Consider the following 11,953-nt stretch of genomic DNA (forward strand, 5'->3'; position numbering starts at 1 on the left):
ATATTATAGATAAGTTTTACTTACCTTACTCTGTTTAATTTTCAAGGATCATTGAACCTTTTTAATATTACCATACAAGTTATTACTTGTCAATAATATTTTTTGGTTTAATCATCGTTTTTGATGACTTTTACATCTTAAAACTTAATTTTAATCTTGTCAATAATTTTCTAAGTAAAATTAAGTCTTTGTCCTGTTTGCTAAGGACAAAACATATTTTATCAAAAAATAAAATATATATATTAAGTTCAAACTTATTTTATATAACTTATCATTATATTTCTATTTGTATCTAAGCTTTACTCCATTTTTTATATATTGATACACCAGGAATAGTTTTACTTGTTATCAGCTATATCAATCCTTTTATTATAAAAAATAATAATTCCCTGTCTTTAGAAGAGACTTATTTGTCTTAATCAGACTTTAAGTCTTATCCTACAAACAGGGAATTATTATTATAGTTTATTTATATCATTTTCAACATCGCTATCTAATATTTCTTCAACTTCAACTGCATCTTCGCAGTTAATTTTTGCGGTAGCTACAACTTTTTCATCCTCTTCTGTTTTCATCAACGTAACACCCATAGCGTTTCTGCTTGTTGTTGATATATCAGATACATTAAGTCTTATAGCAACATTACTACTGTTGATGAGCATCATCTCGTCTCCGTCTTTTACAACCCTTGCACCAACAATAGAACCTGTTTTTTCTGTTATCTTATAAGTTATTATTCCTTTTCCACCTCTTCTATGGGCAGTATATTCTGTTACTGGTGTTCTTTTTCCGAATCCATTTTCACTTATAACTAGAACATCATGATCCTCTTCCACGATATCCATAGTAACAGCTATGTCCCCTTCTCTTAGGGTTATACCTCTTACCCCAGTGGCGGTTCTTCCCATAGGCCTTACGTCTGTTTCATTAAATCTTATAGCGTAGCCATTTCTAGTGAATATAATTATTTCACTTTCTCCTGTGGTCATTCTAACACCTATAAGTTCATCTCCATCTTTTAGGTTTATTGCATTTATACCATTCTTTCTTGCTGAAGAATATTGGCTTACCTGAGTCTTCTTTACTAATCCTTCTTTTGTTCCCATTATGAAATAATTATTTTTATCCACTTCTTTAAAGGTTATAACTGCTTGTATTCGTTCCTCAGCTTCCATAGGTATTAAATTTATAAGATTGGTTCCCTTTGCAGTTCTTCCTGCCTCTGGTATTTCATATCCTTTTAACTTATATACTCTTCCTTTGTTGGTAAAGAATAAAATAATGTTATGAGTAGAAGTAATAAACATGTGCTCTACAAAATCATCTTCTTTTGTAGCCATTGCCTGTATTCCCTTTCCCCCTCTTTTTTGAGCTGAATAGGTATCTGCAGCTATTCTCTTTATGTAGCCAGCATGAGTAAGGGTTATAACTACTTCTTGTTCTTGTATTAAATCCTCTATATTAATCTCATTGTCATTTTTCTGTATCTCTGTTTTTCTTTCGTCACCATATTTGCTCTTTATTTCCATTAATTCTTCTTTTATTATTTTTAATACTAGCTCTTCTTTTTCTAGAACTTCTCTAAAATAAGTAACACTCTTCATTAATTCATTGTATTCATCTTCAATTTTTTCTCTTTCTAATCCCGTAAGTCTTTGTAATCTCATATCAAGTATGGCCTGAGCTTGTTTTTCAGATAAGTTAAACTTACTTATAAGTCCATTTCTAGCTTCTTCAGTATTTCTTGATGCTCTTATTAGGTTTATAACTTCGTCTATATGATCAAGTGCAATTCTTAACCCTTCTAAGATATGAGCACGAGCAAGGGCCTTATCTAGATCAAACTTAGTTCTTCTTCTTATAACTTCCTTTTGAAAATCTAAATAGTGAACAAGAACTTGTTTTAAATTTAAAACTTGAGGTTCATTATTTACTAAAGCAAGCATAATGATACCAAACGTATCTTGCATCTTAGTATGCTTATAAAGTTGATTTAGTACTATATTAGGATTTGCATCCCTTTTTAGTTCTATTACTATTCTCATACCATCTCTGTCTGATTCATCTCTTAAGTCTGATATACCTTCTATTCTTTTGTCTTTAACTAAGTCTGCTATATTTTCTATTAATCTTGCTTTATTAACCTGATAAGGTATCTCAGTTACGATAATTCTATGTCTTCCCTTTTCTTCTTCTATCTCAGCTCTTGCTCTTACAACAACTTTTCCTCTTCCAGTTTCATAAGCAGATCTAATTCCTGAAGTACCGTGTATTATTCCTGAAGTTGGAAAGTCTGGTCCCTTAATTTCAGACATTAGATCTAAAATAGAACACTCTGGGTTGTCAATTAGAATATTTATTCCATTTATAACTTCTGTTAAGTTATGTGGCGGTATATTAGTAGCCATACCTACTGCAATTCCCGCTGAACCATTAACAAGTAAGTTAGGAAATCTTGAAGGTACTACAGAAGGCTCTTGTTCTTCTCCATCAAAATTTGGAACAAAATCTACTGTATTTTTATTAATATCTCTTAACATTTCCAGTGTTATTTTATTCATTTTAGCCTCTGTATATCTCATTGCAGCGGCACTATCACCATCAACAGATCCAAAGTTTCCATGACCATTAATAAGTGTATATCTAATAGAGAAATCCTGTGCTAATCTAACTAATGCATCATAAACTGCTGTGTCTCCATGAGGATGATATTTACCCAACACGTCTCCAACAATTCTTGCGCACTTTCTAAATCCCTTTTCTGGAGTTAATCCAAGTTGATACATTGAATAAAGAATTCTTCTATGTACAGGCTTTAAACCATCTCTTACATCTGGTAATGCACGACCTACGATAACACTCATGGCATAGTCTATATAGCTTTTTTTCATTTCATGGCTTATCTCTATCGGTAAAACCTTTCCTTCATTAAACATCAATTACACCTCTTTATTATATATCTAGGTTTATAACTTTTTTCGCATTTTCTTGTATGAACTCTCTACGAGGCTCTACCTTGTCACCCATAAGTATAGTGAAAATTTCATCAGCTGCCATAGCATCATCTACTGTTACTTGAAGTAGAACTCTTTCTTCTGGATTCATAGTAGTATCCCAAAGCTGTGTGGCATCCATTTCTCCAAGACCTTTGTATCTTTGAATATTTGTATTATTATCTTTTCCGCCTACATCTTGAAGTAATTGCTCTAATTCTTTATCACTATATGCATAGTAATCTTTTTTATTTTTAGTAAGCTTATAAAGTGGTGGTTGAGCTACATATACATGTCCTTGGTCCACTAGTTCCTTCATATACCTATAAAAAAATGTAAGTAACAATGTTCTTATATGTGCACCATCTACATCTGCATCTGTCATTATAATTATTCTATCGTATCTTATTTTTTCTATATCAAAGTCTTTACCTATTCCTCCACCGAATGCTGTTATCATAGATCTTATTTCTTCATAGCCTAAAATCTTATCTAATCTTTGTTTTTCAACATTCATTATTTTACCACGAAGAGGTAATATAGCTTGAAATCTTCTATTTCTTCCCTGTTTAGCTGAACCACCTGCAGAATCTCCCTCTACCAAGTAGATTTCACATTCCTTAGGGTCCTTAGAAGAACAGTCTGCTAGCTTACCAGGTAAGGAGGTACTTTCTAATACAGATTTACGTCTTGTAAGCTCTCTTGCTTTTCTAGCTGCTTCTCTTGCTCTTGCTGCCATTAATCCTTTTTCAAGTATTGATTTAGCTATTTGAGGATTCTCTTCTAAGAAAGAACTTACTCCTTCACCAACTATGTTGTCAACTATTCCACGAACTTCGCTATTTCCAAGTTTAGTTTTAGTTTGACCTTCAAATTGAGGATCAATAAGTTTAACTGATACAACTGCAGTTAAACCTTCTCTAATATCTTCTCCAGATAAGTTTTTGTCACTTTCTTTTAATATTCCAAACTTTTTTGCGTAATCATTAAGAACCCGAGTTAGAGCCGATTTAAATCCGGATAGATGTGTTCCACCTTCTGCAGTGTCTATATTATTAGCAAAAGAGAATATATTTTCAATATACCCATCATTATACTGAATAGCAACCTCTACGCTGTAATCATCTTTCTTACCTTCTACATATATTGGTTCTTTTTGAATGGTTTCCTTGTTTCTATTTAGATACTCTACAAATGATTTTATGCCGCCCTCATAGTAAAAAACTTCTTTCTTGTCATTTCGTTCATCTGATAAAGTTATACTTATTCCTTTATTTAGAAAGGCAAGTTCTCTAAGCCTTTGAGCTAAAGTATCATAGTCATACTCTGTTTCCTCAAATATCTGAGTATCTGGCTTGAAATGAGTTTTTGTTCCATGTTCTTCAGTATTACCAACAGAATCTAGGTCTGTTACAGCTTTACCTCTATTGTAAACTTGTTTCCATATGTGTCCTTCTCTTTTAACTTCAACTTCACAAAGCTCAGACAAAGCATTTACAACTGAAGCTCCAACACCATGAAGTCCACCAGATACTTTATATCCTCCACCACCAAATTTTCCTCCAGCATGAAGTACTGTCATTATAACTTCTACAGTAGGCTTTTGCATCTTAGGATGTATTCCAACAGGCATTCCCCTTCCATCATCAACTACAGTTATGGAGTTATCTTCATGTATGTAAACATCTATATTTTCGCAAAAACCCGCCAATGCCTCATCTATACTGTTATCAACTATTTCGTATACTAAGTGATGAAGCCCTCTTGCATTTGTACTACCTATATACATTCCTGGCCTTTTTCTTACTGCTTCTAACCCTTCTAATACCTGTATCTGACTTTCATCATAAACTTCATTTTTATTTTCAGACATATTCATCCTCCTATCTTAAAGTTCGTAGTATAAAGTTTCTGATCTTTTGTTTAACGTGGATGAAGATATAGGCGATAAATAAATCTTACTCTTCTTATCAACTTCGGCGATAATAAAAGATTTAGGTTTATCTTTCGTAATTCTTTGAACAAATCCGTCCTCTTCTGCCATTCTTAAAAATTGAATAGTATCAGAACTATACATTGAAGTTTCAACATCAAATATACCGATTATATCTTTTATTGGTACAACTATATTTTCTCCTAAATGTAGGAACATAAAATAATCTCCTTTCAAACTCTAAACTTTGCTCACTATTCCATTTTTAACCATAAATAATTGTGCCTCATCCTTTAAATAACTTTTTATATCTCCAATACCTGTACATGTTATAAAAGTTTGCACGTTCTTAATAGAGCTTAATATATATTTTTGCCTATTCATATCAAGTTCAGATAATACATCATCAAGTAAAAGTACAGGATATTCCCCTGTAACATCTTTTATTATTTCCAAAGAGGCAAACTTAATAGTTAAAACAGATGTTCTTTGTTGCCCTTGTGAACCAAAGCTTCTTGTATCTACTCCATTTATACTTATATCAAAGTCATCTCTATGAGGTCCTAAAGAAGTAACTCTTTTTTCAATATCTTTTTTCCTATTTGCTGCAAAAAACTCTAATAGTTCCTCTTCTGCCTTATCCATGTTTTTTATGGACGTAACATACTTAAACTCTATATTCTCAGCACCGGTAGTTATATCACTATGTATTATTCTACCCTTTTCGCTTAGCTTTTTTACATATTGTTCTCTTAATTTGATAATAACTGCTCCATACTTAGAGAGTTGTTCATCATAGACCTGAAGCATATTTCCGCTATGTTCGTTCCATCTTCTCAATATAGCATTTCTCTCATTTAATGCCTTATTATATTGGACTAAGTTGAAATAATACTTTTTACTTAATTTGCACAACTCTATATCTAGAAATTTCCTCCTGTATAATGGAGATTCTTTAACTATTTTTAAGTCCTCTGGCGAAAACATTACCACATTAAAAACACCAATTAATTCCGAAATTTTATTCAACTTAATGGAATTTACATTAATGCCTTTTTTTCCTTCTTTAAATATTTTTATCTCTATTTTTTTATCAAGTCTTTCCTTTGCCACATATACTTTTATGTAAGCCTCTTTTCCATTCCAATTTATAAGTTCCTTATCCTTAGTTGTTCTAGGCGACTTTCCAATACTGCAATAATATATACTTTCTAGAATGTTTGTTTTTCCTTGGGCGTTATCGCCTATAAAAACATTTATACTTTTATTTAAATCGACACTTAACTCTTTGTAATTTCTAAAATTAGCAAGTTGTAAATACTTAATATACATAAAAACACCCAAATATAATTATATCACAATATATTTAATTAACAATTAACAATAAATCTTTACTCAGCAAACTACAAGATACTATATATTTCTCCATCAAAATCAATAGTGTCACCACTCTTAAGTTTTTTACCTCTTCTAGTTTCAATTTCTCCATTTACTTTAACATGACCTTCTTGAATTAGCATTTTAGCCTCAGATCCTAATGATACAGCTCCAACCCATTTTAAGAATGAGTCTAATTTTATAAAATCTGTATTTATTTTTATTTCTTTCATCTTTCTATCTCCATTTATTTATATTTAACTATTTAATAGCCTTACAGGTAATACCAAATAAGTACAATTATTTATTTCTTTGTTTCTAATAACGCAAGGGCTTACACTACTAGAGAATTCCATAACAATCTCTTCTTCTTCCATAATTTTTAAAACATCTATAAGATATTTAGAATTAAATGCAATTTGAAGAGACTGACCTTGCAAAATTATATTTAATTCTTCTCTTACCATTCCCAATTGAGAATTAGATGTTATAATCATATTTTCTTCTTCCATGCTTAATTTAATAAGGTTTGTGTTACCATCCTTAGCCATTAATGATGCTCTTTCTATGCAATGTAATAAATCGCCTCTTTTTGCTATAACCTTAAGATTATATTCTTCAGGAATTATAGAATTATATCTTATAAACTCACCTTCTAAAAGTCTGGATATTATTTTAGTGTAACCTAGATTAAACAATATGTGGTTAGGTGTAAATGTTATATTTACATTTTCATCATCTTCTTCTAGTATCTTAGATACTTCACTTAAAGTTTTTCCTGGAATTACTGCACTTATGACATTATCCGTACTTAAATTTTCAGATCTTACAGCCAATCTATAACCATCAAGTGCTACTAAATTTAAATTATTATTATTGATTTCAAATAAAACGCCAGTAAGTATTGGCCTTGTTTCATCCTGTGCTGTTGCAAATATCGTACTTTTTATCATATTTCTCAGTATTCTTTGAGGTACAGAGAATATCATATTTTCATTAATACTTGGAAGTAACGGAAAGTCTTCTCCATTCATATGTATGAGAGTAAATCTAGACTTTTGGCATAATATTTCTATAGAATTATTCTCTATTGTGTTTATGCTGACTACATCATTAGGTAACTTTCTAATTATTTCACCAAACAATCTTGCATCAATAACTATATTTCCTTCTTCTATTATTTCAGCTTTTATTTTTGTTTCTATACTTAAATCTATATCTGAACCAATTAAAGTTATTTCATTATTCTTAGCTTTTATTAAAATTCCATTTAAAATAGGCATTGTAGATTTTCCTGTAACAGCTTTTTGGGCTGTGGATATACCTTCTTGTAATATTGATTTTTCACATGTGAACTTCATTATTTGTAGCCTCCTTATTCACAATAAATTTGATATAGTATTAGATTAGATAATTATTAACTATTAGTAGTAATAGTAGTAGGGCCTGTGGTTATGTGGATAACCCATAAGGCTGTTGATACACTTAAATTTTGAGAAAAAATAATTGTGGATAAGTAAATCATAAAAAATTGACTTTATCCACATAAGTAAAAACAAAATAGATTATATTTCGTTATCCACAATGTATTATATAACTAATATAAACACATGTTAATAATTTATTTTTGGTTTATTCTTTTAGTAAGATCACTTACAGAATTTTGTAGACCTTCATCTACCTTTAGATTTTCAGATATTTTTTCGTAGGCATGTATTACTGTAGTGTGATCTCTTCCGCCAAACTCCTCTCCGATCTTAGGAAGCGACATATCTGTGAGTTTTCTGCATAGGTACATAGCTATTTGTCTTGGGAATGCTATATTTCTAGTTCTTCTTGAAGACTTTAAGTCATCTACTTTAAGACTAAAGTAATTTGCAACTACATCTTGAATTAAATCAATAGTTACTTGTTTAGATTGTTTACTAGATATTATGTCTTTTAGTGCCTCTGAAGCTAGATCTACACTTATTTCTTTATTAGTTAAAGAAGAAAATGCTACAATTCTTATTAAAGCACCTTCAAGTTCTCTAATATTGGCTTTAATCTTTGTAGCTATATAAACCATAACCTCATTCGGTATATTTAGGTTTTCTACGTCTGCTTTTTTCTTAAGGATAGCCATCCTGGTTTCAAAATCTGGTGGTTGAATATCTGCTATAAGTCCCCATTCAAATCTAGATCGCAATCTATCTTCGAGAGTAGGGATTTCTTTTGGTGGTCTATCGCTTGAAAGAATTATTTGCTTGTTAGCTTCGTGTAATGCATTAAAAGTATGGAAAAATTCTTCCTGAGTTCTTTCTTTACCACCAATAAATTGAACATCATCGATTAATAGAACATCTATGTTTCTATATTTATTTCTAAATTGCTCATTTTTATCATCCTTAATCGAATTTATCAGCTCATTTGTAAATTTCTCAGAGGAAACATACATAACTTTTGAGCTTGGGTTATTTTCTAGTATGTAATGCCCTATAGCATGCATTAAGTGGGTTTTTCCAAGACCAACTCCACCATATATGAATAGGGGATTATAAGCCTTTGCAGGGGCTTCTGCTACTGCTAAAGACGCTGCATGGGCAAATCTATTGCTATTGCCAATGACAAAAGAGTTAAAAGTATATTTCGGATTCAACATAGTAGACATTTCATCATTAACTATAATATTAGATTTTCTTTCTTTTTTTTGTTTCGGTTCATCGGATTCAACATCTTCTTCAGAAAGTATAGTAAATTGTACATTATACTTCTTTGATGTTATAAGTTTTAATGCATTAACTATTAAATCTTTGTATCTGCTATTAAGTATTCCACGAGTAAAATCATTTGGAACACCTAATTTTACGGTGTCATTTTCTATTGATATAGGATCTATACTTTTAATCCATGTGTTAAAACTTACTTCTGTAAGTTCACCTTTTATTATGTTTAGAGTCTTTTCCCATATTTCTTTTGGATGGGCATTCATCTTATATCCTCCAGTCTAGAATGATAAAAAATAAAAATTAACAGTATATAAACAAAATTATAAACACCATTATATTTTTTTGACAAATGTTCATTAAAATATTCACATGTTAATAAATTTGTTTACAATTTAAAATAAAAAAAGTTATCAACAAATTTGAAAAATAAAGTATTAACATCATAAATAGTGAATAGTCTCAGAAAATCAGTCAATAATATGAATAAAATACTAGTTTCAAGAGTAAATTGAACAAGTTATACACAAAGTTATCAACAGTTGTGGATAAGTAGTTAAAAATAAAAGTTATTCACAACTCTCTATTAATAATATCAAAACCTGACAACCTATTCAAGAAGTTATCCACAAAAAAAGTAATAAAAAATATTAACAGGTAAATTTTTATACCTTTTAGTTGTTACAGAATTTATATTGACATTGGAACTTCATGAATATATAATTTAATAGTAAAACCTTAAAAAGCCGGTATATGGCTTAAATACTTTAAATTAAGGAAGCTTAGTTTTCAGTAATTGTCCTCATAAACTTAAGTAATGTGGAGAGGTAAATATAACTTACTTAAAAGGGGGTGTAGCGACATGTGGATGACTTATCAACCAAAAAAGAAACAAAGAAAGAAAGAGCATGGATTCAGAAAGAGAATGAGTACTGCATCTGGAAGAAATGTTCTTAAGAGAAGAAGACAAAAAGGTAGAAAAAGATTAACAGCATAAGGGCCGCTTTTGTGGCCTTTTTCTGCAACTGCAGAAAAAAGGAGCAAAGTATAAATGAAAGAAACTAAAATAAGAAAGAATGCAGAATTTAGAGCTGTATATAGAAGGGGAAAGTCTTTTTCAAATAACCTATTAGTTCTCTATATATATAAGAATAAAAAATCTATAAATAGAGTAGGAATATCAGTAAGTAAAAAAGTTGGTAAGAGCGTTGTAAGAAGTCGTGTTAAAAGGTTAATAAAAGAATGTTATAGGTTAAATAATAGCAATTTAAAATTAGGTTATGATTTGGTTTTTATAGCTAGGACAGCCGCAAGTGATAAAAGTTATAGTGAAATAGATAACGCTATTAAAAATATTTTTAAGAAGGCAGGCCTATATGGTTAAATGAAAGAATTTTTAGTTTTTTTGATTAGATTATATAGAAAATACATATCTCCTTTAAAAAGACCATGTTGTAGGTTTTACCCTACTTGTTCTCAATATGCTTTAGATTGTTTAGAAAAATATGGTGTTTTAAAAGGTGGATTTATGGCTATAAATAGAATATTAAGATGTAATCCTTTTAGTAAAGGTGGATATGATCCAGTTAAATAAATCGTCAGGAGGTTTATAATTTGCAGTATTTAAATAATGCATTTGTACAATTCTTTGAGTTCGTACACCAAGGTGTTTTTTCCTTATTTCCTAGTAAAAATGTTTCTTATGGTATAGCAATAATTTTAATGACACTTATAATTAGGCTTATACTACTTCCTTTAAATATAAAGCAAATGAAGTCTTCATTAGTTATGAACGAGCTGCAGCCAGAAACTAAAAAAATACAGGACAAATATAAAAATGACCCGCAAAAAGCTCAGCAAGAAATTATGAAGATGTATAAAGAAAGAGGTGCAAATCCACTAAGTGGATGTTTGCCAATGCTTATACAATGGCCTATTTTCATAGCGCTTTATTATGTGTTTAACAATTTACATGGAATAAGTGGTGTTCATTTTCTATGGATAAAAGATTTAGCTAGCAGAGATATACTTCTGGCTATACTTTCAGGGGCTACTACATATTTCTCAGGAAAATTAATGATGCCTTCAGGCAACAGTGCTCAGGCAAAGCAATCAGCTACTATGAATATAAGTATGTCTATATTTATGATATTTATTAGTTGGAGCCTAAAATCAGCATTAGTATTGTACTGGGTAGTAAACAATTTAATACAGATAGCACAGACACTAGTTATGAAAAAAGTTGATATAAATAAAGGCTCTAGTAAAGCCTAGGGGGTGGTTTTATGAAGGTTATTGAAATGACCGGAAGAACTGTTGAAGAAGCCTTGAAAAATGCTCTCAATGAATTAAAGATTACAGAAGATAAAGTTGAAGTAGAGGTTTTAGATGCAGGAAATAAGGGATTTTTAAGCTTAATAGGGGCAAGACCAGCAAAAATAAGGGTAAAAGTTAAAAGAGACTATATATATGAAGCTAAGAACTTCATAAGAGATGTCTTAAATTCTATGGAAATTAAAGCTGAGATAAAAATAGAAGAGGAAGATAACATCATAAAAATATTTTTAACAGGTCCTGACATGGGAATACTTATAGGATATAGAGGAGAGACTTTAGATTCACTTCAATACCTCATAAGTCTTGTAATAAACAAGGGACATGATGGAGAATATAAAAGAGTAGTTTTGGACACTGAGAATTATAGGATAAAGAGAGAAGAAACACTAAAAAGATTGGCAAGAAGAATAGCTGATAAGGTTAGGAGAACTGGAAAATCTGTTAAGTTGGAGCCGATGAATCCTTATGAAAGAAGAGTAATTCATTCTGCCCTTCAAAATGATTTTTATGTAAAAACCTACAGTGAGGGCGACGAGCCTTTTAGAAGAGTCGTAGTGGATTTAAAGAAAGCCTAGTATTATGGCTTTCTTTTTGCTTTATTGTAAATA

Annotated in this window: 12 protein-coding genes; 5 read left to right on the forward strand and 7 right to left on the reverse strand. The window is 30.5% G+C overall.

The window, feature by feature from the left end:
• Positions 1-458 precede the first annotated feature (458 nt).
• The 7 genes from gyrA to dnaA all read right to left on the reverse strand — a co-directional run bounded on the left by gyrA (position 459) and on the right by dnaA (position 9,274).
• Positions 459-2,936, reverse strand: coding sequence for a DNA gyrase subunit A (gene gyrA, locus P8V03_RS16585; protein ID WP_318799029.1), 2,478 nt, complete (start codon positions 2,934-2,936; stop codon positions 459-461).
• A 16-nt stretch (positions 2,937-2,952) separates the two neighbouring features.
• Positions 2,953-4,866, reverse strand: coding sequence for a DNA topoisomerase (ATP-hydrolyzing) subunit B (gyrB, locus tag P8V03_RS16590; protein WP_261672340.1), 1,914 nt, complete (start codon positions 4,864-4,866; stop codon positions 2,953-2,955).
• Between the two features lie 15 nt (positions 4,867-4,881).
• Complete coding sequence (gene remB / locus P8V03_RS16595) at positions 4,882-5,145, reverse strand: extracellular matrix regulator RemB (protein WP_261672339.1); 264 nt, start codon at positions 5,143-5,145, stop codon at positions 4,882-4,884.
• A 21-nt stretch (positions 5,146-5,166) separates the two neighbouring features.
• Positions 5,167-6,258: a DNA replication/repair protein RecF gene (gene recF, locus P8V03_RS16600; RefSeq protein ID WP_318799030.1), complete on the reverse strand. Its 1,092-nt coding sequence runs from the start codon at positions 6,256-6,258 to the stop codon at positions 5,167-5,169.
• 71 nt (positions 6,259-6,329) lie between these two features.
• Entirely contained in the window at positions 6,330-6,536 is a 207-nt protein-coding gene (gene yaaA, locus P8V03_RS16605; RefSeq protein WP_261672337.1) for a S4 domain-containing protein YaaA, read from the reverse strand.
• A 24-nt stretch (positions 6,537-6,560) separates the two neighbouring features.
• Positions 6,561-7,664, reverse strand: a complete 1,104-nt coding sequence (dnaN, locus tag P8V03_RS16610) for a DNA polymerase III subunit beta (protein ID WP_261672336.1) — start codon at positions 7,662-7,664, stop codon at positions 6,561-6,563.
• Between the two features lie 260 nt (positions 7,665-7,924).
• Positions 7,925-9,274, reverse strand: coding sequence for a chromosomal replication initiator protein DnaA (gene dnaA, locus P8V03_RS16615; RefSeq protein ID WP_261672335.1), 1,350 nt, complete (start codon positions 9,272-9,274; stop codon positions 7,925-7,927).
• Positions 9,275-9,870: 596 nt separating this feature from the next.
• Between dnaA and rpmH the strand changes: the two genes are divergently transcribed.
• The 5 genes from rpmH to jag are packed head-to-tail and all read left to right on the forward strand — an operon-like array spanning position 9,871 to position 11,920.
• Positions 9,871-10,005, forward strand: coding sequence for a 50S ribosomal protein L34 (rpmH, locus tag P8V03_RS16620; RefSeq protein ID WP_261672334.1), 135 nt, complete (start codon positions 9,871-9,873; stop codon positions 10,003-10,005).
• A 54-nt stretch (positions 10,006-10,059) separates the two neighbouring features.
• The gene (gene rnpA, locus P8V03_RS16625; RefSeq protein WP_261672333.1) at positions 10,060-10,392 is read left to right on the forward strand and encodes a ribonuclease P protein component; all 333 of its coding nucleotides are present in this window, start codon (positions 10,060-10,062) and stop codon (positions 10,390-10,392) included.
• Complete coding sequence (gene yidD / locus P8V03_RS16630) at positions 10,393-10,602, forward strand: membrane protein insertion efficiency factor YidD (protein ID WP_261672332.1); 210 nt, start codon at positions 10,393-10,395, stop codon at positions 10,600-10,602.
• 20 nt (positions 10,603-10,622) lie between these two features.
• Entirely contained in the window at positions 10,623-11,282 is a 660-nt protein-coding gene (gene yidC / locus P8V03_RS16635; protein ID WP_318799031.1) for a membrane protein insertase YidC, read from the forward strand.
• Between the two features lie 11 nt (positions 11,283-11,293).
• Complete coding sequence (gene jag, locus P8V03_RS16640) at positions 11,294-11,920, forward strand: RNA-binding cell elongation regulator Jag/EloR (protein ID WP_261672330.1); 627 nt, start codon at positions 11,294-11,296, stop codon at positions 11,918-11,920.
• Positions 11,921-11,953: the final 33 nt, after the last annotated feature.

It is taken from the genome of Clostridium tanneri (genome assembly GCF_033659955.1).
In the GTDB taxonomy this organism is placed as follows: Bacteria; Bacillota; Clostridia; order Clostridiales; family Clostridiaceae; genus Clostridium_AM; species Clostridium_AM tanneri.

Excerpts from the sequence above, each read along its gene's own strand:
- remB (WP_261672339.1), bottom strand. The coding sequence starts at position 5,145 with ATGTTCCTACATTTAGGAGAAAATATAGTTGTACCAATAAAAGATATA.
- rpmH (WP_261672334.1), top strand. The coding sequence starts at position 9,871 with ATGTGGATGACTTATCAACCAAAAAAGAAACAAAGAAAGAAAGAGCAT.
- jag (WP_261672330.1), top strand. The coding sequence starts at position 11,294 with ATGAAGGTTATTGAAATGACCGGAAGAACTGTTGAAGAAGCCTTGAAA.
- gyrA (WP_318799029.1), bottom strand. The coding sequence starts at position 2,936 with ATGTTTAATGAAGGAAAGGTTTTACCGATAGAGATAAGCCATGAAATG.
- recF (WP_318799030.1), bottom strand. The coding sequence starts at position 6,258 with ATGTATATTAAGTATTTACAACTTGCTAATTTTAGAAATTACAAAGAG.
- rnpA (WP_261672333.1), top strand. The coding sequence starts at position 10,060 with ATGAAAGAAACTAAAATAAGAAAGAATGCAGAATTTAGAGCTGTATAT.
- dnaN (WP_261672336.1), bottom strand. The coding sequence starts at position 7,664 with ATGAAGTTCACATGTGAAAAATCAATATTACAAGAAGGTATATCCACA.
- yaaA (WP_261672337.1), bottom strand. The coding sequence starts at position 6,536 with ATGAAAGAAATAAAAATAAATACAGATTTTATAAAATTAGACTCATTC.
- dnaA (WP_261672335.1), bottom strand. The coding sequence starts at position 9,274 with ATGAATGCCCATCCAAAAGAAATATGGGAAAAGACTCTAAACATAATA.
- yidD (WP_261672332.1), top strand. The coding sequence starts at position 10,393 with ATGAAAGAATTTTTAGTTTTTTTGATTAGATTATATAGAAAATACATA.
- gyrB (WP_261672340.1), bottom strand. The coding sequence starts at position 4,866 with ATGTCTGAAAATAAAAATGAAGTTTATGATGAAAGTCAGATACAGGTA.